The sequence below is a fragment of the Myxococcus faecalis genome, from assembly GCF_050039385.1.
GTDB lineage: Bacteria > Myxococcota > Myxococcia > Myxococcales > Myxococcaceae > Myxococcus > Myxococcus fulvus.
Genome location: NZ_CP144336.1, coordinates 3,334,021 through 3,353,962 on the forward strand (window position 1 = coordinate 3,334,021; position 19,942 = coordinate 3,353,962).

The window sequence follows — 19,942 nt, forward strand, 5'->3', positions numbered from 1 at the left end:
GTGCCCTGTATCGCGCGCGCCGCTACCACGCCGTTCAGGGCCGGGGCGAGAGTCCCAGGCGCCTCGCCTCGTAGGGGTCGTCAGACTCGAGCCCCAGGTCCTCCACGCGCGTGAGCGACTTCGTCAAGGGCGCGGGCAGCGGCGCCGAGCGACTCGAAGAAGCGGTCCACAGGCGAGCCCTGGTCATCCAGCAGCCCCCACTGGAAGTCGGACGCGAGGTCCGTCCCTCCCGGCTGCGTCTTGGAGTTGGACCCGGACCTTCCCCTCGCACGCATCCCCCTTCGAGGCGGGAGATGCGGCCAGGAGCACGGCGGTGCAATCGACTCAGGGGTTCCAGCAGTTCCCGGCGGTGTCGTTGATGTAGACCCACAGGCGGGTATCGGACCGGACGTTGCCATACGCATACCAGCTCCAACCGCCAGAGCCGTCATGGAACTCGGCCATCCGCCAGCCCGCGCCGAAGGAGTCCGAGCACAGCTGATTCGCGGTCGCCAGGCTCGTCAGGGACGTGCCGCGGATGGGGAGCGTCGTGGCGACGTTCCCACGCGCCCAGCCGTTGTAGAAGTCCGGCACCACGCCCGGCGGAACCGCGGAGCCGTCCTGCTGGATGCAGAGCACCGGCAGCGCCTGCGTACACGCCATCTCTCCCGAGTACGCATTGCAGTTGGAGCAGCCGATGTGGTCCACCCCCTGCGAGTGACTCAGCTTCTGCCACGACATCCCAAAACCGCCCGAGGCAAAGGCCACAGGCGAGGTCAGCACCGACACGAGCACCATCAATCCCAGCCGGGTATTCAGCGTTCGTCGCATGGTCGTCTCCTTGGATTCGCCAGACATCAAACACAATCCGTAAAGACAAGATCAAGCGGAAAAACAGGAGAACCTGATTCGCTGCGCCAATCGCCCGCCAGGCGACAGCCGCCCTGCGCTCGGGGGTCGTCCGCCCCCGAGCGCGCGCCGCATGGCCTTCAGCGGTAGTACGGAGACAGCGCGGCGGTGATGCGGGCAATCAGGTCCGTCGTCTGCAGCCGGTCCTCGGCGCTCAGCGTGGGCAGCGCGGCGGTGAGCGAGTCCCGCGCGGACACCAGGATGGAGTGCGCGGCCAGCGTCTGCTGGAGCTTCAGGATGTCCACCATGGCGCGGCGCGCGACGTACCCTCGCACCCCATCCGCGTTGAGCAGGATGCCCTGCACGTCCGCCAGCACCAGCGACGTCAGCGCGGGGGAGTCGGGCGGGTTGGCGCTGAAGGGGCCTCGCTGCGCCGCCGGGTCCAGGTACAGCCGCGCCAGGAGCCTGCGCGCCAGGTCATCCGCGCGCGACGCGTAGTGCGCGGGAGCCCCAGCGGGAATGACCAGCGGCGGACGCACCTGCTGCATCGCGAGCTGATACGCCTGCGCCTGCACCGCCGGGCTGCCCGCGCGCACGAACTGGAGCACGGGGTTGGCCGTCGCGTTGAACCGGCCCGCCAGCGACGCATACAGGAGGGGGTGCGAGACATTCAGCAGGGTGTTCATCGCCACGTTCATCGCGGGCACGTAGAACTTCGTCAGCGGCTCGTCGGTGCGGTCATACCGGTTGCAGTACGGGTCGACGCGCGCGTCCACGTCGGTGCAGTACGGCTCGGTGGGCAGGCCCGGGGACAGGCCATAGAGGTAGCGCACTGCCTGCACGTCGTAGGCGCCCGGCGCGTCGCCGTACACGGCATCCCGAGGGTCCAGGTACTCCATCACCGAGCTGGAGCGCGCCCCCGTCGCGCCGCCGTCGTACACCTGCGAGCCCGCGAAGTTGTGCCGCAACCCCAGCGTGTGCCCCACCTCGTGCAGCACCAGGTACGTGAGGTACGCCTCCACCTTCTGCTTCTTGGTCATCGGCGAGCCGGGCTCGACGAGGAGCTCCGCCCCCTGCTCGCCCTGCTCGAGCAGCGCCTCGGAGTGGAAGTCACACCGCGCCTCGCCCCCCATGCCGGCCCAGGACATCCGCAGCGACGAGGCGGGGCGCTCGGTGGCCACCAGCGCGCCCACGTCCCCTGAGAAGGTCTGGTGCGCCACCTCCAGCCAGTTGCTGCCCAGGTAGATGCTGGCGCCGCGAATCTCGCCGGTGTTCGGGTTGGTCCGCCAATCGGCGAAAGCGAACGACGCCGCGCGGTCCGGGTCGACGATGAGGTGGTTCTCGTCATCGCGGCCGAAGTCGCTGGAGCTGTCCCCCATCACCGCCTCGAGCACCGGGAAGCCGAAGGCCGTGTTCCATCCCTCGATGCCCCGCTTCACCGCGCCCACCAGGTCATACGCCTGGAAGCGCGGGTCCGCCTGCACCGTGAGCAGGCTGGGGGTGATGCGCCAGCGGATGGGCGTCATGCCCGGCTGGATGGCCCACTTCGCGGCCACGCGCTCGGTGGCGCCTCCCGTGTTCGGAATCAGCTTCGGCTCGCTCAGGAAGTAGTGCTCCCGCGCGGGCGCGGGCGTGGGCACGTAGCTCGGGCTCTCCTGGTAGCGGCGCAGCGCGATGCTCAGCGTGCCCGACGTGCGGAAGGGGTTCTCCTCCAGGTACAGCGGCGCCATGTCATCCGGCAGGTTCGAGTAGCCGGTGAAGACCTGCTCGAAGGTGACGCCGTCCGCGATGGGCCGCAGCTTCTGCGCCAGGCTCAGCTCCACCTGGAACTGCGCGCGCATCATCACCGCGTTCAGGTCCCCCATCACCCCGAAGCGGTTGAGCCCCGCCGCCGGGTCGATGAGCACGTACTGCTCCGAGCCCCGCCGCCGGTGGAACGGCGGGTGGTCCTCCACGATGGGATACGCCTCCACCAACACCTGCGGGTCGAAGATGTCGCTCAGGACCTTGCGGTCATCCACATCCAGGACGAACAGCTTGCCGTTCTGCTCCTTGAAGCTCACCACGCGCGTGCCCAGCGAGTTGGCCGCGAAGTAGGCGGCGCCTCCCGGGTGGTATTGCTGGATGTACGCGGACAGGAACCACTTCGTCGCCAGTTGGTCCCGCCGGATGGCCAGGTAGAAGCCGCGCCCCGAGTCCTCCACCACGCCTCGCAGCTTCTGCTCCACCTGCTGCCGCTCGGCGGCCCCCACCTCCCGCGGCACCGCCACGAAGGCCCCCTCCAGCACCTCGTCCGGCAGCGCCACGTCCGGCGTGTCGGGCGGAGCCTCGCCACAGCCCGTGGCCCACATCAGGGCCAGCGAAAGCACTCCCACCCACGAGCACCGAGGGAACCGCCTGCGTCCGCGCATCGCGTGTCTCCGAGTCCGGGACGCGCAAGGAGGCGCGCCCACCCACGGGTCAACGACGCGCCCGCACCATCTTCCCGGGAGGGGACACGATTTCTCCGCCCCGCCGGGAGCCGTCCGCGACTTTAAATGCGACCCGCGCAACCCAGATGCTTTTGCTACTCAGTTCGACCCGAGCGGTCGCTCACCTGGAGGCACCATGCGGAGCTGGAACATGAAGGGGCCGTGGTTGGCTGGCGTGCTGTTGGCGGGCTGTGGTGGCACCGAGGCCCTGGACGGGCAGCCCGAGGCGGCCGCCCCCGAGCTGGCCCAGACGGAGGCCGCCCTGGAGTACAACGAGGACCTGCACTGCATCGTCATGACGCCCTCGGTGCGCTGCAACAACGGCCTCCAGATGTACGCGTACTGGAGCGACGAGCTCGGCCACTACTTCATCCCCCGCAACGTCTGTGGCAGCCGCGGGCCCATCGTGTGCCCGCTCTAGTCACTCCCTCACACTCCTAGTGTGAAACGGCGCCCCGGCCCGCCTCGTGGTTTGTTCGCACGCAAACCAGATGGCAGACTGGGGCGTCATGAAGGTCACTGGTCGCCGAGTCCTGCTCGCGGCCCTGGGCGCGTCGCTGTCGGCGTGCGCGTCCCGGCCCGCCCCTCCGGTCCTGCACTACAGCTTGGGCATCTCCCGAGCGGACTACCGAGACTACGGGGGTGCCAAGGCCAGCCCCTGTGACGCGGAGCAGCGCTGGTTGTCGGACGAGCTGACGGCCGTCAACGGCGTGCTGGCGCGCTTCGTCAACGGCACCGACAAGCTCGACACGCCCGCCTCGCTGGACCATGCGAAGCAGGTGGAGCTCCTGAAGGAGGCCCAGCAGACGCTGCCGCCGGTGCTGGCGGTCCACGAGAACAACCTCCGGGGCCTCGCGCAGTGCGGGTTCAAGGACAAGGGCGCCTTCCCGGAGATTTCGCGCCGGGGTGGGGAGCTGGTGAAGGAGGCGCGCGAGCGGCTGTCCAGCGCGGACTCGGTGCTCGCCGCCGTGTCGCTGCGCCAGGCCCAGGACAAGTGGAAGGAGGAGTCGCCCCAGCGCGAGGCCACCGCGCGCGGCACGTGGTGCACCGCCGACCCGAAGATTGGCGAGGCCACGGTGTTCTACGCGCGCGCCGCAATGGACGGCACCTTCCGGTGGCACTTCTGCGACGGCTCCCTCGTGGAGCAGCGCGCCGGCGCGGAGCCGACCTACGTGGAGCCCGAGGGGCTCAACAAGCGCGACCGCCGCCGCATCCAGCCGCCGCGCTACCTGGAGGCGGCCGCCAACTTCCCGGCCGAGGAAATCGACCGGCCGCCGGAGACCGGCACCCCGAAGAGCGCCTCTCCGACGCCCTGACGTTCTACAGTCCGGGGACCACCGGGCGGCCTCGTGCCGCCCCCTGCCCCGGAAAGCCGCCCCATGCGACACGCCGCCGCCGTCGCCCTCGTGATGCTCTGCTCGCTGCCCGCGCTCGCGGCGCGGCGCGAGGGCACCTGTGAGGTCCGGGTGATGGGAGGCCTGCAGCTGGCCTTCTCCGGCAAGGGCGGCACGCAGTCCGCCACCTCGGACCACTGGATGTCTCCCGAGGAGATGCGCGCGGTCTACGAGAAGATCCACAGCCGGATGAAGCAGGACCCCAAGAAGGTCCAGGCCGCCGCCGCGAAGCTCGCGGCGAAGGGGACGATGAGCGGCCCCCTGTCCGTCCACTGCATCAGCGCGGGCGGCATCCAGTCGGCGAGCCTGAGCATCCTCTCCGGGCAGAACACCAAGGAGAGCGTTCCCTTCAAGCCCGGCGCGTACCCGCTCGTCACGCTGGACGAGAAGCCCGGCGAGCTGCCCGTGGCGCTGCGCCTCAAGGGCGTCAACTACATGCTCACCGTGCCCGGCGTCCTGGTGCTGACCCGGTTCGACGGCCGCGGCGTCGCGGGCACGTTCAAGTTCACCGCCCGCACGCACAGCTCCGCCAACAAGAAGGACGCCACCGAGCGCACCATCCGGGTGGAGGGCAGCTTCGACTTGCCCTGTCCCGTGAAGAGCCGCGTCTGCAGCTAGCCGTGCGGGGCGCGCGGCGGCACGCCGAACTGGGAACGAGTCTGCATCTGCCATTCGGCTACAGTGGTGTCCGCGGTCATCCCCCACGCCACGGAGCACCTCCATGCAGCTGCGCCCCTTCCTCGCGTCCCTCGCCGTCTGCCTGTCCCTCCTCGGCTGTGGTGGCGGCGCGCCCGCGAGCGAGCCGGTGAGCCCGGAGGCGCCCCAGACCGAGACCTCGACGAGCGCCCAGGTCTCCTGCTGGGACGAGTGCTACCAGGCCAACGCCTGGTGTCCGTCCCAGTGCGGGGTCTCGAGCGAGGTGTGCGCCCAGGCCATCTCCGTCTGCTACGACTCGTGCGAGCGCGGCGTGGGTCCCTGGCTGCCCTGCTGAGCGTCACCTGCCAGCGGCCGTGGAGCGCTCCGTCATGGACAGCTCCACGGTGTGGCTGCTCTCCGGTGAGAGCTCCAGGTTCATCTGGCACGTCTCGATGTGGCGCGGCCCCTTCGCGCAGACGGTGAACACGCCCGCGCGCACCTTGGGGAAGCGGGCCATGCCCTGCGCATCCGTCTTCAACTGCTCCGGATGCAGCCGACGCGGCTGGCCCTCGCTCACGATGGCCACCGTGATTCCCGGCACCGGCTTGAGCCCCCAGGGGTCGAGCGTCCGCACGTAGACGCGCCCCAGTTGAGAAGGCGCCAGCGTGCGGGGGTCCTCGGGGTCCTCGATGGGCATCGAGCCCGCGTCCGGCGAACCCGCGTCGGAAACCCGAGCGGTGGCGACCTTGGGTCGGGGCTCTTGCGCCAGTTGCCGCCGCAGGAGCGCCGCGAGCGACAGCGACACCCCGACGCCCGCGATGGTGATGACCCAACGAACCCCTCGGTGCATACCCGAGCTCCCTGGCTTCCACCCGCGAGGACGACGGCCCGACGTCGGAAGCCTAGCATTCCGAGGACTCGCGGCCCGCGTCGGTGGACCTGGGGGCGGAGGGGCCCGCATCGAAGTTCCGCACGCTCGCCCGGGACTGGTAGGGTCCGGCGCCGCTCCACTTCCCCCGGCTTTCGCGTCACACGAGGTCCCCCGCATGGAGATGCTCTGCACCTTGCGCAGCGTCACGGAGGCGCAGCGCGGCGCCCTGCTTCAGGCCCCCGAGCGCCTGGAGGACTTCCTCGACGACGACGAGGACTTCGGAGACCCGAAGGGCGGAGCGTTCCTGGAGCTGGACATCGGCGAGGCGTGGCATGCCCTCCAGTACCTGCTCACCGGCACCGCGTGGGAGGGCAGCGCGCCGTTGGACTTCCTCGTCCGCGGCGGTGACGACGTGGGCGACATCCCCTCCGACGAGGGCACCGCGCGCGTCTTCGCGCCCGCGCAGGTGAAGGCGCTCGCCACCGCACTGAAGGACGTCTCCGAGAACACGCTGCGCCGCCGCTTCGACCCGGCGAAGATGCAGGCCCAGGACATCTACCCCGGCACCTGGGATGAGCCGCCCGAGGACAGCGACCCGCTCGAGGAGGTGCTCTCCTACTTCGAGGAGCTCCAGAAGTTCGTCGCCCAGGTGTCCCGCCGCGACGGCGCGCTGCTGGTGCACATCGGCTGAAGGCCGTCTCAGCCCATCACCACGTCGCGTCCCAGCTTCAGCACCAGCGCCAGCACCACGGCGAGCACCACCTTGCGCACCAGGGTGTCGCCGCCCTTCACCGCCAGGTGCGCGCCCAGCCACGCGCCGGTGAACTGCGCCGCGGCCATGGGCAGCGCCACCTTCCACAGCACCACGCCCTTGAGCGAGAACAGGATGACGGACGCCAGGTTGGAGGCGAAGTTCACCACCTTCGCGTCCGCGGACGCTCGCGCCAGGCCGTGGCCCAGCAGCGTGTTGAAGCCGACGATGAGGAAGGTGCCCGTGCCCGGGCCGAAGAACCCGTCATAGGTGCCGACGGCCAGCGCGATGAGCGCGCCGATGGCCTGGGCGCGCGAGCGGGGCGAGGGCTCCGCGTGCGCGGGGGCCTTGGGCGGCGCGCGGCGGAAGGCCAGGAACACGGCCACGGCGATGAGCAGCACCAGCACCAGCGGCTTGAGCACCTCCGGCTTCACCAGCAGCACCAGCGCCGCGCCCGCGAAGGCGCCGCCCAGGCCGAAGGGGAACGTCACGCGCGCCAGCTTCCAGTCCACCAGCCCCGCGCGCGAGAAGCGCACCAGCGCCGCGAACGAGCCGAACACGGACTGCCCCTTGTTGGTCCCCAGCGCCACGTGCGGGGGCAGCCCCGCCGTCAGCAGCGCCGGCAGCGTGATGAGCCCGCCGCCGCCCGCGATGGCATCCACCATGCCCGCCACCAGCGCCGCGACACACAGCAGCAGCAGGTGCTGCGCACTGACGTCCACCAGTAGGTCCACCCTGTGTCTCCCTCGCCTCGAGCGGCGCCTGGGTACCACGGGCGCCGTCGCGGCTGCTCGCTTCTTGCGTCCCCCGCCACCTTGGGCGTCAATGCCCGGGTCGTTTCACCTCCGAGGTCTTCATGCTCGCCTCCCTCTTCACCGTGCTGGCGCTCACGCTGGCCTCGGCTCCACCCTCGCAGGACCCCAACGCGCCCACCTGCCGGATGATGAACAGCCAGGTGGCGTGTGGATATGGGTGCAAGTCCGACTCGAACCGCGCCCGCTGTGCGCAGACGCCCCAGGGGCGCTGTCAGCTCATCGACGGGCAGGCGGTGTGCTTCGACCCGCCGGCGTACGTGGTGAAGGCGTATGGCGCGGCGCTGCCGGAGCCCGAGTGCAAGGCCATCGACGGGGCGGTGGCGTGTGGCTACCACTGCGTGACGCAGCCGGGCCGGGTGAAGTGCGCGAAGTCGCCGGCCGGGGTGTGCAAGGCGCGCGGAGGCGAGGTGGAGTGCTTCGACCCGCCGGCGGTGGTCTTCGCGGTGTACGGCAAGGAGACGCCCCGCGCGGACTGCCGCAGCAACGGGGTGGAGCTGACGTGTGGCTACAACTGCCTCAACGCGTCAGAGGGCGTGCGGTGCACCCGGACGCCGGCGGGGGTGTGCAAGATTTCGAGCGGGCGCATCACCTGCTTCGACCCGCCTGCGGCGGCGATGTGCACCTGGAAGCGCGCCATGCCCGCGCCGGAGTGTCGCAACACGGAGTCCGGCCCGGCGTGTGGATATGCGTGCACGACGGCGTTCTCGAAGTCGGCGTGTGCGTCCACGCCCTCGGGCATCTGCAAGGTGTTCGACAGCGAGGTGCACTGCTTCGACCCGCCCGTCGAGCAGCAGGCGGACCCGGCCTGCCTGTCGGTCCTGGGGATGGCGGTGCTGGACGGGGCCACGCCCTGACACAGGGTATGAGCCCTCCGCCCCGCCGTCTGCTTTGAGCCTTCCTGGGAGAGCGGTAGGGTTGCCGTCTTCTCGCAGCAGGAATGGAGCAGAACCGCGCATGGCGGAGGGTGACGTCCGTCAATATTGGGTCCGCAACGACAGGGGCACCCTGTGGGGGCCCCTCACCCTGCCGACCATCGAGCTGCTCATCGACAGCGGCGCCATCAAGGGCAAGCTCCAGGTCTCCGAGGACGGGCTGAACTTCGCCTTCCCCTGGCGCTTCCCCGAGGCCCGCGAGGTGTTCCCGCGCGAGCTGTGGGGTGACGGCGCGCCGGCGAACCTCGGCCCCGGGCCCCAGGCCCCGGCAGCGCGCCCCGGGGTCCCCATGGCGGGGCCGGGCGGTGTGCCCATGGCGGGGCCGGGTGCGGCGCCCATGGCCGGTCCGGGCGTGCCGATGGCGGGACCGGGAGTACCGATGGCGGGCCCAGGTGCCGCGCCGATGGCAGGGCCAGGTGCCGCGCCGATGGCGGGGCCAGGTGCCGCGCCGATCGCACGCCCAGGAGTTCCCATGGCGGGCCCGGGTGCGCCCATGGCGGGGCCCGGTGCAACCGGGCGTCCAGGTGTCCCCATGGCGGGTCCAGGTGCACCGCCGAACGCGCGCCCTGGTGTCCCCATGGCGGGCCCAGGAGCCCCGATAGCAGGCCCGGGAGCGCCCGTGGCTCGACCAGGTGTCCCCATGGCAGGCCCAGGTGCACCCATGGCAGGCCTAGGTGCACCCATGGCAGGCCCAGGTGCACCCATGGCGGGCCCAGGGGTCCCCATGGCGGGTCCAGGGGTTCGACCGGGGGATCCTCGGGCGCAAGGGAACCCGATGCAGGCCGCACGGCCTCAAGTTCCAGGTGCGGCCCCCGGAGCCCCCGGAGCCGTCGCACGGCCCGTCGCGCCGCCCAACGCGGCCACCGGACAGCCCCAGGTCGCCACGCCGCAGGCGGGAGCCGTCCCTCCAGCAGCCCCCTTCCCCTCCACGGGAGCCGCGCCCGCCGTCTCCACGGAGTCCTCTCCCTATGCGATGCCCTCGCAGGGGCAGCTCGAGCAGACCTCGCCGCTGAACCTCTTCGGCCGCATCGCCTCCGCGGAGCAGACGGGCCTGCTCAAGCTGGCGCTCGCGGACCGGGTCATCCTGATTCATTTCCGCAAGGGCAACCCGGAGTTCGTCGACTCCAACCACCCCGAGGACTCGCTGGGCACGTCGCTGATGGGCGCGCGGCTGCTCACGCCCGAGCAGCTCCAGCAAGCCGAGTCCGCCAAGGAGCGCTTCGGCGGAGACCTGCTCGCCGCGCTCTTCGGACTCGGTCTGCTCCAGCCCGCCAGCGCGTTCTCGATTCTGGCGCAGCGAGCCTCCAGCATCCTGTTCAAGGGCCTGCGCGCCGAGTCCGGCATGTTCGCCTTCGAGCTGCGGGAGCTGGCGGGCAACAAGGCCATGCCGCTGGGCAACCGGTGGGCGGTGCTCAGCGACACGGTGCGCCGCATGCCCTCCGCGGACATCAAGCGTCGGCTCATGCCGGTGCTCAACCTGCCCATCATGAAGTCGGGTGGGATGGTGGCCGCCAGCGAGCTGCGGCTGACGCCGCACGAGGTTCGCGCGCTCACGGTCATCGATGGAGTGCGCTCGGTGTCGCAGCTCCTCGCGGACTTCCCACAGGACGCCGACCACCTGCTGCGCCTGGCCTTCCTGCTGCGCGAGCTGGACGCGGTGTCCTTCGCGGCCGCGCGCCCGGCCCCCGCGACGGTGGCGGGCCCCACGGCCGCCGCGCAGCCCGGTCCTGCGCCCACCGCGGGTCCCACGGCCGCGCCCCGCCCGGCCCCGCCACCGGGGGCACAGGCTCCGACCGCCGCGCCTGGGAATCCCCCGGGAGCGGGCTCACCGCAGGCCGCGCGCCCGGGCAATCCGCCGGGTGCCGCCGCGCCGGCAGCGGCCCGTCCGGGCAATCCTCCTGGAGCCGCCGCGGCCCCCCGTCCGCCGCCCGTCGTCGGAGCGGCGCCAGCCCGTCCGGCGAGCCCCGCGCCCGCTGCGGCAGCACGTCCGGCGCCGCCCACGGTCTCCGGCCCTCCGCCGGGCGCCGACGAGATTCCGGCGCTCAAGCAGCTGGCGATGGCGTTGAAGCAGCAGAACCACTTCCAGCGGCTCGGGTTGGCGGAGCAGGCGGACGGCAGCGCGGTCAAGGTCGCCTACTTCCGTCTGGCCAAGCTGTACCACCCGGACACGCTCCCACAGGGGGCGCCGCCGGAGCTCGAGAAGCTCAAGGCCGAGGTGTTCGCCTACATCGGCGATGCGTACCGGACGCTGTCCGACGACAAGAGCCGGGCGGCCTATCTCGAGGAGCTGAAGAGTGGTGGCGCCGGGGCGGAGGTGGACATCAACGCCATCCTGATGGCGGAGGAGCTCTTCCAGAAGTCGTGCATCCTGGTGAAGGCGCGCAAGTTCCCGGAGGCCGTGAAGATGTTGAACGAGGCCATCCAGCTCAACGCCGAGGAGGCGGAGTTCTACGCCTGGCGGGGCTATGCGCGGTTCTTCACGGCGACGGACAAGAAGGCGGCGCAGCCGGAGGCGTTCCGGGAAATCCAGAACGCCATCAAGCGCAACGAGCGGTGTGCGCCGGCGCACTACTTCCTCGGGGTGATTGCGAAGCTGACGGGAGACACCGCGGGGGCGCTGAAGCACTTCAAGCGGACCGTGGAGCTTCAGCCAGACCACATCGACGCTCAGCGGGAGATTCGCATGGCGGCCCAGAAGAAGTAGGGTGCGCCCCCCATCCGGAGGGGCCAGGGGCCCCGCGGGTGGAGTCGAAGGAGACAGCAACGTGTCGCTCACCGGGAAGCAACGCCGCCATCTGCGCGCGCTCGGACACCACCTGGAGCCGGTGGTCATCGTCGGTCAATCCGGCGTCACCGAGGGCGTCATCGCCGCCGTCGAGCAGGCGCTGCACGACCACGAGCTCATCAAGGTGAAGATCAACGAGGGCCCCGAGTCGCGCCAGGAAGCCGCCGCGCGCCTCGCCGAGGGCACCAGCGCCGAGCTGGCCCAGCTGTTGGGCCGCACGGCGCTGCTCTTCAAGAAGCGCAAGGAGAAGTCCAAGTTCGAGAAGTTCTGACGGACCGTCCCCGGGCCCCGCATGTCCGCTTCACTTGCCGCTGAAGCGGGCCTCGCGGCGCTCGAGGAAGGACTGGACGCCCTCGGCGGCGTCCTCCGTCTTCACCAGCTCCAGCAGCCGGGGCAGCAGCGCGGCCCTGGCTGCGTCGGGCCCTTCGTGCACCGCCTGTCGCGCGGACGCGAGCGTCGCCTGCACGCCCAGCGGGGCCTGCTTCGCCACCGTCTCCGCCAGGGCGAGCGCCCGCTCCAGGTGCCGGCCGCGCTCCACCACTTCCTGCACCAGGCCGATGCGGTAGGCCTCGCGCGCGTCGAACTCATCGCCGGTGAGCAGCCACCGCATGGCGTTGCCCCAGCCCGCGCGCTGGGGGAAGCGCACCGTGGCGCCGCCGAACGGGAAGATGCCGCGCTTGATTTCAATCTGTCCGAAGCGCGCGTCCTCCGAGGCCACGGTGATGTCCGCGGCGAGGACGAGCTCGATGGACAGCGTGAGACACAGACCCTGCACAGCGAGCACCAGGGGCCTGGTGCGCGGCGGCCCCTGGATGCCCCACGGGTCGATGAACCCCTCCGCGTAGAGCGGCTCGCCGCTGGAGAGCGCGGGCGCGACGCTCGCGAGGTCCAGCCCCGCCGAGAAGTGGTCGCCCACCGCGAAGATGACCATGCACCGCACGTCCGGATGCCGGTCCGCCTCCGTCACCGCGGACGAGAGACCGCGCAGCATGCCCACGTCGAACGCGTTGCGCTTCTCCGGCCGGTGGATGCCGATGAGGGCAAGGTGTCCGCGCACTTCCAGGGTGATGCGAGGGTCCGACGGGCTCATCTGCGCTCCACGGTGAAGGTGGACGCGCATTGTCCGCCACGCGGCGCCGCGCGCACCATCACGCGTGTCACGCCGTCCACCGCACGACGTTCAGACACGGCCCACCGTCAGCGCGTGAAGCCCGCCGTGCTCGCGGCCAGCTCCGCCGCCACGCCCAGACGCTCCAACAACGCGGGCCCGAAGTACTGCCTGCGCGACTCTCCGCCCTTCGCGTTCACCAGGTCCGGAGTCTCCACGTAGCCCACGTACCCTCCCGCGAGCCCCAGCACGCCCGAGGCCCCCGTGCGCCGCACCAGCTCCGCGCCCGCATCCACCGTGGGCTCGCCCGGCACCGTCACCAGCTCCAGCGGCCCCAACACCAACGCGGACACCTCGGCCACACGCTCGGCCGAGCCACACAACAAGTTATCCCCAGCCGCCCGGGTGAAGGCCGGCACCAGCCGCGACGCATCCGGCCGGGGCATCACCGCCTCCGCGCGCGCCAGCGACAGCCGCACCGACGGCCCCGCCGAAGCCAGGGGCGCCTTGCCCGCCAGCTCCGACAAGGCCCGCGCGAAGCCCGACACCCGCTCCAGCCCCTGCCCCTCCGAGTACGCCACCGACGCGTTGCCCACCGCGCCCTGCAACAACAGCGTCACGCCGCTGCCCTCGGACTCGCGCAGCGTGCTCAAGCGGCCCGGATAGTCCGGGTCCACGTACGCGCGCTGCCGAGGCACCATCGCTGGATGCGCCGCGAAGAAGAGCAGCTCCGCCACGGGCGCTGCCTCACCGCGCAGCACCGCGCGCGTCAGCGTCCCATCCGGCGCGGTGCCACCCGAGCGCGTGTAGACATACGAGGACTCCTTCGCCTCCCCCAGCTCCAGCGTCACGTCCGTGAGCGAGGAGGCGGCCTGCCCGAGCGCGGCGCTCGCCGCGGCCACCACCGTCGCTTCCGAGTCCTCCCGATAGCGCCCCGTGCCGACGAGCTGCGACACCAGCCGCGAGTCATAGCCCCCGAGCGACGAGTGCGTGTGCGTGGCCAGCACCAACACATCCTGCAGCCCCAGCGTCTTCGCGTGCTCGCGCACCCGCGCCGTCACCACATCCGTGACGAGCAGCAGCTCCAGCGACACCAGCCCCACGCGTGAGCCCCCCGCCTCCAACACCACCGCGCGCGCATGGAGCGGCGGGTCGGACTGCGTCGCGTCGGGACGCGGCGGCGAGTACCCCGCCACCACCACCGGGAACGGCGGCGCCAGGGCCACCTTCGCCGCGCCCGCGCGCAGCGGCCCCTCGCCCTTCACCTGCGACAGCAGCACCGGCGCGCGCTCCGCCCACGTGCCGCACCAGTTCCAGGAACCCAATGCATAAGCGGCACCCACGGTGAGCAAGACCAGGGGAAACAGGGAACGCCAGGAGGCTCGTCGTGGAAACACCATGCGGTGCGCAGACTAACGGCATGCGGCACTCGCCGCGAGGCTCGTCTGCCCACATCGGCCGACTCCGGTGACGGGTGGAATACCCACCAGAGGGGCGTGCGTTCCTGTTCCGCTCACCGCCCGAAAGGAGTAAGGCAGCGCGCCATGTGCGGCATCTTCGGAATCACGGGACACGCCGAGGCCTCCAACCTGACGTACCTGGGGCTGCACGCCCTGCAGCATCGCGGGCAGGAGTCCGCGGGTATCGTCGCCTCTGATGGTCATGGCCTGCGGGCCCACCGTCAGATGGGGCTGGTGGCGGACATCTTCGATGCGCCAGTGCTCGCCGGCTTGCCCGGCCAGTCGGCCATCGGCCACGTGCGCTATTCGACGGCGGGCGGCAGCCAGCTCAAGAACGCGCAGCCGCTCTTCGTGCAGTACGCGGGCGGTCAGTGCGCCATCGCGCACAACGGCAACCTGGTCAACGCGGCGGCGCTGAAGGAGAAGCTGGAGGCCGACGGAGCCATCTTCCAGTCGGACGCCGACACGGAGGTCATCCTCCATCTGCTCGCGCGCTCGCGACAGGGGAGCTTCGAGCAGAAGCTGGTGGAGGCCCTGCGCAAGGTGGAGGGCGCCTACAGCCTGCTGGTGCTCACCGAGAACAAGCTGGTCGCGGTGAGGGACCCCTTGGGCATCCGGCCGTTGGTGCTCGGGCGGATGAAGGAAGGCGCGTACGTGCTCGCCAGCGAGACGACGGCGCTGGACCTCATCGAGGCGGACGTGGTGCGCGAGCTGGAGCCCGGTGAGCTGCTGGTCATCGAGAACGGCGTCATGCGCACGAGCAAGCCGTTCGCGGAGCCGGCGCGGCTGGGCCGGTGCATCTTCGAGCAGGTGTACTTCGCGCGGCCGGACTCGGTGCTGTTCGGCAACAGCGTGTACGAGGTGCGCAAGCGCATGGGCATGCAGCTGGCGCGCGAGCAGCCGGCGCCCGACGCGGACCTGGTCATCGCGGTGCCGGACTCGGGCGTGGCGGCGGCCATCGGCTTCTCGCAGCAGAGCGGGATTCCGTATGACGTGGGGCTCATCCGCAGCCACTACGTGGGCCGGACGTTCATCGAGCCGCAGCAGTCCATCCGTCACTTCGGCGTGAAGCTGAAGCTGTCGGCGGTGCGCAACGTCATCAAGGGCAAGCGCGTGGTGGTGGTGGACGACTCCATCGTGCGTGGCACGACGAGCCGCAAGATCGTGAAGATGATCAAGGCGGCCGGCGCGCTGGAGGTGCACCTGCGCATCTCCTCGCCGCCGACGAAGTGGCCCTGCTTCTACGGCATCGACACGCCCAGCCGGCAGGAGCTCATCGCCGCGAGCCACAGCACGGACGAGATTGCCCGCTACGTCACGGCGGACTCGCTGGGCTACATCTCCATCGAGGGCCTGGGCGAGGCTGTGGGAGACCCCAGCCGGGGCAGCTTCTGCACGGCGTGTTTCTCCGGTCAGTACCTGCTCGGGGAGATGGCCGGCTCCGCGCAGGAAGCCAACAAGCTCACCGCCTGACGCCGCGCATGCGCGCGTGAGGCCCCAGGCCCCCTGCCCTTCATCGGGTCGGGGGCCTTCGTCGTTTCAACGGCTGGGTGCCGTGGAGGGCGGAGGCGGCAGGGGCGCGCCCGCGATGAAGTCCGCGAGGTCCGAGGGGAGCGGCGCCGAGAACGAGACCTCCGCGCCGGTGCCGGGGTGCGGGAACACGATGCGCTCGGCGTGCAGGGCGTGTCGGGGCAGTCGCAGTCGAGACCAGGCCTCGGGCTCCAGGCTGTGCTTGCTGAAGCGGTCGAAGTAGCCGGGGTCCGGGCCGTACATCTTGTCGCCGACCAGCGGGAAGCCCGCCTCACGCAGGTGGATGCGAATCTGGTGCTGACGTCCCGTCTCCGGGAAGCAGCGCAGGAGCGCGAAGGGCGCACCATCGCGGGTGAATCGCTGGAGCACCTGGAAGCGGGTCCGGCTCGGCTTGCCCTCGACGGCGTCGATGCGCACGGCGATGCGGATGAGCTCGGTGCCCTCGGCGATGGGGGCATCCACGGTGAAGGTGTCCTCGGGAGGATGTCCCTCACAGAGGGCGAGGTACTCCTTGTGCACGTCGCGCGAGACGAAGAGCCGGCCGAGCACACGACAGGCTTCGGTGGTGCGACCGCAGACGACCAGGCCGCTGGTTTCGCGGTCCAGACGGTGCGCGGGCTCGGCGAAGCGCTCCCCGAAGCGCTCGCGCAGGATGGAGACGAGGGTGCCCTTGTGGTAGCGCGCCGTCGGATGGATGGGGAGACCCGCGGGCTTGTCGAGCACCAGCAGCCACTCATCCTGGAAGACGACGGGCAGCGTGGTGGGCGTCTCCGGCTCCTCGCTGCCGGGGCGGCGCAGGCGGAAGGCCAGTCCGGGGTACACGGGCGTGGAGGGCTTCAGCCGCCGTCCTTCGCAGCGGACGCCGCGCAGGATGATGCCGGCCAGACGCTCGCGAGGCATGCGGCGCAGCTTCTGGCCCAGGTAGTCCTCCAGGCGCCAGCCCGCATAGTTGGGCTCGACGACGAAGGAGATGTCGACGAAGCCCTCGGGAGCGGCATCCGACGCGGGCGCACGACTCGAGCCCCCCTGCTCGGAGGGCTCCTGCTCAGGGGAGGAGTCCTCCGCCGATGAATCCTTCTCGCCGTGCATCACCTCCGCGCTCTAACACGGCGCGGGACGGCGCACAGTCCGAACCCTTCAGGGTCGGGAGGCCTCACGACGAGGCACCACCCGAGCCAGCGCGGAAACAGAAGGACCTGCGCATCGAAGCGGCTTCACGCCGACGTCGACGAGCCCCTGCGGAAACACGCCACCTGGAGGAGTCCTCACTCCCCCGCCGCGTACGCGGTCACAGCCTCACGCGGATGCAGACACGCGCCACACGGTGAAGCCCAAACAAGTCCCCGTCGCTTACGCCCTCACAACGTCACACCGAGGCGGGCACACGCCACGTGGTGAAGCCCACACGGGCCCCCATCACATGCGCACTCACATCCTGGCGCCGAGGCGGCACGCGCCACACGGTGAAGCCCACACGAGCCCCACCGCGCGCCGTCACACGCTCACGCCGAAGCCGCGCGCCGGGCATCCTCGCTCACGCCCAGGAAGCGCGCGAACAGGTCGGCGATGCGCTCGCCGGAGCGCCCATCCCAGTACTCGGGGATGCGGCCCTTCTTGCCCTGACCATCGAGCACGCGGTCCGCCGACTCGCGGATGCGGTCCGGGTCCGTGCCCACCACCTCGTTGGTGCCCTGCTCCACGGTGATGGGGCGCTCGGTGTTCTCGCGCAGCGTGAGGCACGGCACGCCCAGCGCCGTGGTCTCCTCCTGCAGACCGCCCGAGTCGGTGAGGATCAACTTCGCCTGTGACGTCAGCGCGAGGAACTCCAGGTAGCCCATCGGGTCCACGGGGCGCAGGTTCGGGCTGCGCTCGAACCACGAACCCAGGCCCTGCTCCGAAATCATCTTCCGCGTGCGCGGGTGCACCGGGAAGATGACCGGCACGCGCGAAGCCACGTGCGCGATGGCGGACAGCAGCCCCCCGAGCAGCTTCGGGTCATCCACGTTGGACGGCCGGTGGAGCGTGCACACCGCGTAGCCGCGAGGCTCCACGCCCAGGGTCTTCAGCACGGGCAGCTGGTCCGCCCGCTCCTTCGAGGCGAGCAGCGAGTCGATCATCACGTTGCCCACGAAGTGGATGCGCTCCGGGTCCGCGCCCTCCTTCAGGAGGTTCGCGTCGGCGTCGCGAGAAGGCGTGAGCAGCAGGTCGGACAGCCGGTCCGTGACGACGCGGTTGATCTCCTCCGGCTGGTGCCGCGAGTAGCTGCGCAGGCCCGCCTCGACGTGCGCGAGCGCAATCCCCAGCTTCGACGACACGAGCGCGGCGGCGACGGTGCTGTTGACGTCACCGACGACGGAGACCAGGTCCGGCTTGTGCTCGAGGAACACCCGCTCGAGCTCCACCATCGTCTTGGCCGTCTGCTGCGCGTGGCTCCCGGAGCCGATGCCCAGGTGCACCTCGGGCGCTGGCAGCCCCAGGTCCGAGAAGAAGACGTCGCTCATCTTGACGTCGTAGTGCTGTCCCGTGTGGACCAGGACCTGCTGGAGCTGATTCCGCGCGGCGATGGCGCGGTGGATGGGCGCGACCTTCATGAAGTTCGGGCGCGCGCCGACGATGTGGATGACCTTCTTCATGTCGCCAGCCAAGCTAGGCACGCCGGGTCGGATGCCTAGTGCCTGCGGGGCGCCCACCCATCGGGGGGCCAGCGTCCGTTCTGAATCTGATAGACGGAGTGTGCCATGCCCTCCTCGCGCACCATCGCCGTCATCCCCGCCCGTCACGCCAGCACCCGCTATCCGGGCAAGCCGCTCGCCCTCATCGCCGGCCGTCCCATGGTGGAGCATGTCTGGCGCCGCTGTCAGGAAGCAGGCGTCTTCCACGAGGTCTGGGTCGCCACCGACGACGAGCGCATCCGCGCCACCGTCGAGTCCTTCGGCGGCCGCGCGGTGATGACCAGCCCCGCCTGCGCCACCGGCACGGACCGCGTGGCCGAGGTCGCCCGCGCCCGTCCGGATGTGGACGTGTGGGTGAACGTGCAGGGCGACGAGCCCCTGGTCGACCCGGCCGCGCTCGAGGCCCTCGCCGGACTCTTCGACGACACCGCCGTGCGCATGGGCACCCTCGTGCGCCCCCTGGAGGCCGACGAGGCGGAGAGCCCGCACGTGGTGAAGGCGGTGCTCGCGCTCAACGGCGACGCGCTCTACTTCAGCCGCAGCCTGGTCCCCCACGCCCGCGAGACGGGCACCCCCGTCCCCCGCTGGGGCCACATCGGCCTGTACGGCTACCGACGCGACGTGCTGCTGCGCCTCGCCGAGCTGGCCCCCACGCCGCTCGAGGAGACGGAGAAGCTGGAGCAGCTGCGCGCGCTGGAGCACGGCATCGCCATCCGCTGCGCCCGCGTCTCCTGGCGCACGGTGGCCGTGGACATCCCCGCCGACGTCGCGAAGGTCGAGGCCGTCATGCGCGAGAAGGGCCTGCTGTAGTCAGAGCATCGGCAGCTCGTCGCTGTAGGCCCCCAGCGGGAACGCGGCGTCCAGGCGCGCCAGCTCCTCCCGCGACAGCCTCAGCGACGCGGCCGCGGCGTTGTCGCGCAGGTGCGCCACGCGGCTCGCCTTCGGGATGGCGAACAGCGAGGGCCTGCGCACCAGGAACTGGAGCGCCACCTGCCAGGGCGTGACGCCATGCGCGCGGGCCACCGCCTCCAGCACGCGTCCGCCCGGACTGTCGGGACGCGGGAAGCGCCCGTTGCCGAACGGGCTGTAGCCCACCACCGCGATGCCACGCGCCTCGCACCAGGGCAGCACCGCGTGTTCGATGGCGCGCTCCTCCAGGTGGTACAGCACCTGGTTGCACGCGACGCGCTCCGGCTTCGCGAGCTCGACGAGCTCCTCCAGCTCCGCCACGCCGAAGTTGCTCACGCCCCACGAGCGAATCTTCCCGTCCGCCACCAGCTTCTCGAAGGCGCGCACCGTCTCCTCCAGCGGATGCGAGCCGGGCCAGTGCAGCAGGTAGCAATCCAACACGTCGGTGCGCAGCCGCTTCAGGCTCCGCTCACACGCGGCCAGGGTGCCCGCGTACGTCGCGTTGGACGGCATCACCTTCGACACCAGGAAGACCTCCTGACGCCGGCCGGCGATGGCCTCGGAGACGATGGACTCCTCCACGCGGCCATGGCCGTACAGCTCCGCGGTGTCCACATGCGTGAGCCCCAGGTCCAACCCCGCGCGCAGCGAGCGGATGGCCTCGTCGCGGTCATCCTCCTCCATCTGCCATGTCCCCTGCCCGAGGACGGGAACCTGCCTGCCGGTACCGCCGAAGACGCGCTGCTCCATGGCCTACCTCCGTGTCCGGAAGGATGAGCA

General features: G+C 70.9%; 20 protein-coding genes. 10 read left to right on the plus strand and 10 right to left on the minus strand.

Going from position 1 to position 19,942, the window contains the following annotated elements:
- Positions 1 to 34 precede the first annotated feature (34 nt).
- The 3 genes from VZQ01_RS13130 to VZQ01_RS13140 form a co-directional block, all read right to left on the minus strand.
- Positions 35 to 187, minus strand: a complete 153-nt coding sequence (locus VZQ01_RS13130) for a hypothetical protein (protein WP_426747992.1) — start codon at positions 185 to 187, stop codon at positions 35 to 37.
- Between the two features lie 137 nt (positions 188 to 324).
- A complete protein-coding gene (locus VZQ01_RS13135; RefSeq protein ID WP_141331020.1) occupies positions 325 to 810 on the minus strand; it encodes a flagellar hook-length control protein in 486 nt (161 codons plus the stop codon).
- Positions 811 to 968: 158 nt separating this feature from the next.
- A complete protein-coding gene (locus VZQ01_RS13140; RefSeq protein ID WP_426747993.1) occupies positions 969 to 3,197 on the minus strand; it encodes a zinc-dependent metalloprotease in 2,229 nt (742 codons plus the stop codon).
- 238 nt (positions 3,198 to 3,435) lie between these two features.
- On the opposite strand from VZQ01_RS13140, the gene VZQ01_RS13145 reads away from it, so the two are divergent.
- The 4 genes from VZQ01_RS13145 to VZQ01_RS13160 all read left to right on the plus strand — a co-directional run bounded on the left by VZQ01_RS13145 (position 3,436) and on the right by VZQ01_RS13160 (position 5,684).
- Positions 3,436 to 3,720: a hypothetical protein gene (locus VZQ01_RS13145; RefSeq protein WP_426747994.1), complete on the plus strand. Its 285-nt coding sequence runs from the start codon at positions 3,436 to 3,438 to the stop codon at positions 3,718 to 3,720.
- An 88-nt stretch (positions 3,721 to 3,808) separates the two neighbouring features.
- Complete coding sequence (locus VZQ01_RS13150) at positions 3,809 to 4,615, plus strand: hypothetical protein (RefSeq protein ID WP_223746181.1); 807 nt, start codon at positions 3,809 to 3,811, stop codon at positions 4,613 to 4,615.
- Between the two features lie 63 nt (positions 4,616 to 4,678).
- On the plus strand, positions 4,679 to 5,311 hold the full coding sequence (locus VZQ01_RS13155; RefSeq protein ID WP_426747995.1) for a hypothetical protein: 633 nt from the start codon (positions 4,679 to 4,681) through the stop codon (positions 5,309 to 5,311).
- 103 nt (positions 5,312 to 5,414) lie between these two features.
- The gene (locus VZQ01_RS13160; protein ID WP_223746179.1) at positions 5,415 to 5,684 is read left to right on the plus strand and encodes a hypothetical protein; all 270 of its coding nucleotides are present in this window, start codon (positions 5,415 to 5,417) and stop codon (positions 5,682 to 5,684) included.
- 3 nt (positions 5,685 to 5,687) lie between these two features.
- Here the strand turns inward: VZQ01_RS13160 and VZQ01_RS13165 are convergent, their stop codons facing one another.
- Positions 5,688 to 6,179, minus strand: coding sequence for a hypothetical protein (locus VZQ01_RS13165; RefSeq protein ID WP_426747996.1), 492 nt, complete (start codon positions 6,177 to 6,179; stop codon positions 5,688 to 5,690).
- A 196-nt stretch (positions 6,180 to 6,375) separates the two neighbouring features.
- On the opposite strand from VZQ01_RS13165, the gene VZQ01_RS13170 reads away from it, so the two are divergent.
- Positions 6,376 to 6,891, plus strand: a complete 516-nt coding sequence (locus tag VZQ01_RS13170) for a YfbM family protein (protein ID WP_141331012.1) — start codon at positions 6,376 to 6,378, stop codon at positions 6,889 to 6,891.
- Between the two features lie 8 nt (positions 6,892 to 6,899).
- On the opposite strand, the gene VZQ01_RS13175 is transcribed toward VZQ01_RS13170, so the two are convergent.
- Positions 6,900 to 7,616 carry a TSUP family transporter gene (locus VZQ01_RS13175; RefSeq protein WP_255652742.1) on the minus strand — a complete coding sequence of 239 codons (717 nt, stop codon included), beginning with the start codon at positions 7,614 to 7,616 and terminating at the stop codon, positions 6,900 to 6,902.
- Between the two features lie 191 nt (positions 7,617 to 7,807).
- On the opposite strand from VZQ01_RS13175, the gene VZQ01_RS13180 reads away from it, so the two are divergent.
- The 3 genes from VZQ01_RS13180 to yhbY all read left to right on the plus strand — a co-directional run bounded on the left by VZQ01_RS13180 (position 7,808) and on the right by yhbY (position 11,754).
- The gene (locus tag VZQ01_RS13180; RefSeq protein ID WP_141331010.1) at positions 7,808 to 8,620 is read left to right on the plus strand and encodes a hypothetical protein; all 813 of its coding nucleotides are present in this window, start codon (positions 7,808 to 7,810) and stop codon (positions 8,618 to 8,620) included.
- Positions 8,621 to 9,671: 1,051 nt separating this feature from the next.
- Entirely contained in the window at positions 9,672 to 11,402 is a 1,731-nt protein-coding gene (locus VZQ01_RS13185; protein WP_223746176.1) for a J domain-containing protein, read from the plus strand.
- A gap of 61 nt (positions 11,403 to 11,463) precedes the next feature.
- Complete coding sequence (gene yhbY / locus VZQ01_RS13190) at positions 11,464 to 11,754, plus strand: ribosome assembly RNA-binding protein YhbY (RefSeq protein WP_141328741.1); 291 nt, start codon at positions 11,464 to 11,466, stop codon at positions 11,752 to 11,754.
- 30 nt (positions 11,755 to 11,784) lie between these two features.
- On the opposite strand, the gene VZQ01_RS13195 is transcribed toward yhbY, so the two are convergent.
- Positions 11,785 to 12,573 (minus strand): crotonase/enoyl-CoA hydratase family protein, encoded by a 789-nt coding sequence (locus VZQ01_RS13195; RefSeq protein WP_223746175.1) that lies wholly within the window; start codon positions 12,571 to 12,573, stop codon positions 11,785 to 11,787.
- Positions 12,574 to 12,680: 107 nt separating this feature from the next.
- Complete coding sequence (locus VZQ01_RS13200; protein ID WP_426747997.1) at positions 12,681 to 13,991, minus strand: neutral/alkaline non-lysosomal ceramidase N-terminal domain-containing protein; 1,311 nt, start codon at positions 13,989 to 13,991, stop codon at positions 12,681 to 12,683.
- 144 nt (positions 13,992 to 14,135) lie between these two features.
- Between VZQ01_RS13200 and purF the strand changes: the two genes are divergently transcribed.
- A complete protein-coding gene (gene purF, locus VZQ01_RS13205; protein WP_223746172.1) occupies positions 14,136 to 15,524 on the plus strand; it encodes an amidophosphoribosyltransferase in 1,389 nt (462 codons plus the stop codon).
- 66 nt (positions 15,525 to 15,590) lie between these two features.
- On the opposite strand, the gene VZQ01_RS13210 is transcribed toward purF, so the two are convergent.
- Together VZQ01_RS13210 and wecB are read right to left on the minus strand one after the other, a co-directional pair.
- Positions 15,591 to 16,670 carry an RluA family pseudouridine synthase gene (locus tag VZQ01_RS13210; protein ID WP_426747998.1) on the minus strand — a complete coding sequence of 360 codons (1,080 nt, stop codon included), beginning with the start codon at positions 16,668 to 16,670 and terminating at the stop codon, positions 15,591 to 15,593.
- A 413-nt stretch (positions 16,671 to 17,083) separates the two neighbouring features.
- Entirely contained in the window at positions 17,084 to 18,214 is a 1,131-nt protein-coding gene (gene wecB, locus VZQ01_RS13215; protein ID WP_248542319.1) for a non-hydrolyzing UDP-N-acetylglucosamine 2-epimerase, read from the minus strand.
- 105 nt (positions 18,215 to 18,319) lie between these two features.
- Here wecB and kdsB point away from each other — a divergent pair, with 105 nt between their 5' ends.
- Complete coding sequence (gene kdsB / locus VZQ01_RS13220) at positions 18,320 to 19,063, plus strand: 3-deoxy-manno-octulosonate cytidylyltransferase (RefSeq protein ID WP_223783436.1); 744 nt, start codon at positions 18,320 to 18,322, stop codon at positions 19,061 to 19,063.
- On the opposite strand, the gene VZQ01_RS13225 is transcribed toward kdsB, so the two are convergent.
- Positions 19,064 to 19,912: an aldo/keto reductase gene (locus VZQ01_RS13225; protein ID WP_426747999.1), complete on the minus strand. Its 849-nt coding sequence runs from the start codon at positions 19,910 to 19,912 to the stop codon at positions 19,064 to 19,066. It abuts the gene before it with no gap.
- Positions 19,913 to 19,942: the final 30 nt, after the last annotated feature.

What these genes read in the sequence shown, in the direction of transcription:
- VZQ01_RS13155 (WP_426747995.1), top strand. Translation starts at nt 4,679, where the DNA reads ATGCGACACGCCGCCGCCGTCGCCCTCGTGATGCTCTGCTCGCTGCCC.
- wecB (WP_248542319.1), bottom strand. Translation starts at nt 18,214, where the DNA reads ATGAAGAAGGTCATCCACATCGTCGGCGCGCGCCCGAACTTCATGAAG.
- VZQ01_RS13180 (WP_141331010.1), top strand. Translation starts at nt 7,808, where the DNA reads ATGCTCGCCTCCCTCTTCACCGTGCTGGCGCTCACGCTGGCCTCGGCT.
- VZQ01_RS13145 (WP_426747994.1), top strand. Translation starts at nt 3,436, where the DNA reads ATGCGGAGCTGGAACATGAAGGGGCCGTGGTTGGCTGGCGTGCTGTTG.
- VZQ01_RS13185 (WP_223746176.1), top strand. Translation starts at nt 9,672, where the DNA reads ATGCCCTCGCAGGGGCAGCTCGAGCAGACCTCGCCGCTGAACCTCTTC.
- VZQ01_RS13165 (WP_426747996.1), bottom strand. Translation starts at nt 6,179, where the DNA reads ATGCACCGAGGGGTTCGTTGGGTCATCACCATCGCGGGCGTCGGGGTG.
- VZQ01_RS13200 (WP_426747997.1), bottom strand. Translation starts at nt 13,991, where the DNA reads ATGGTGTTTCCACGACGAGCCTCCTGGCGTTCCCTGTTTCCCCTGGTC.
- VZQ01_RS13160 (WP_223746179.1), top strand. Translation starts at nt 5,415, where the DNA reads ATGCAGCTGCGCCCCTTCCTCGCGTCCCTCGCCGTCTGCCTGTCCCTC.
- purF (WP_223746172.1), top strand. Translation starts at nt 14,136, where the DNA reads ATGTGCGGCATCTTCGGAATCACGGGACACGCCGAGGCCTCCAACCTG.
- VZQ01_RS13225 (WP_426747999.1), bottom strand. Translation starts at nt 19,912, where the DNA reads ATGGAGCAGCGCGTCTTCGGCGGTACCGGCAGGCAGGTTCCCGTCCTC.
- VZQ01_RS13135 (WP_141331020.1), bottom strand. Translation starts at nt 810, where the DNA reads ATGCGACGAACGCTGAATACCCGGCTGGGATTGATGGTGCTCGTGTCG.
- VZQ01_RS13130 (WP_426747992.1), bottom strand. Translation starts at nt 187, where the DNA reads ATGACCAGGGCTCGCCTGTGGACCGCTTCTTCGAGTCGCTCGGCGCCG.
- kdsB (WP_223783436.1), top strand. Translation starts at nt 18,320, where the DNA reads ATGCCCTCCTCGCGCACCATCGCCGTCATCCCCGCCCGTCACGCCAGC.
- VZQ01_RS13210 (WP_426747998.1), bottom strand. Translation starts at nt 16,670, where the DNA reads ATGCACGGCGAGAAGGATTCATCGGCGGAGGACTCCTCCCCTGAGCAG.
- VZQ01_RS13195 (WP_223746175.1), bottom strand. Translation starts at nt 12,573, where the DNA reads ATGAGCCCGTCGGACCCTCGCATCACCCTGGAAGTGCGCGGACACCTT.
- VZQ01_RS13150 (WP_223746181.1), top strand. Translation starts at nt 3,809, where the DNA reads ATGAAGGTCACTGGTCGCCGAGTCCTGCTCGCGGCCCTGGGCGCGTCG.
- VZQ01_RS13170 (WP_141331012.1), top strand. Translation starts at nt 6,376, where the DNA reads ATGGAGATGCTCTGCACCTTGCGCAGCGTCACGGAGGCGCAGCGCGGC.
- VZQ01_RS13175 (WP_255652742.1), bottom strand. Translation starts at nt 7,616, where the DNA reads ATGGTGGATGCCATCGCGGGCGGCGGCGGGCTCATCACGCTGCCGGCG.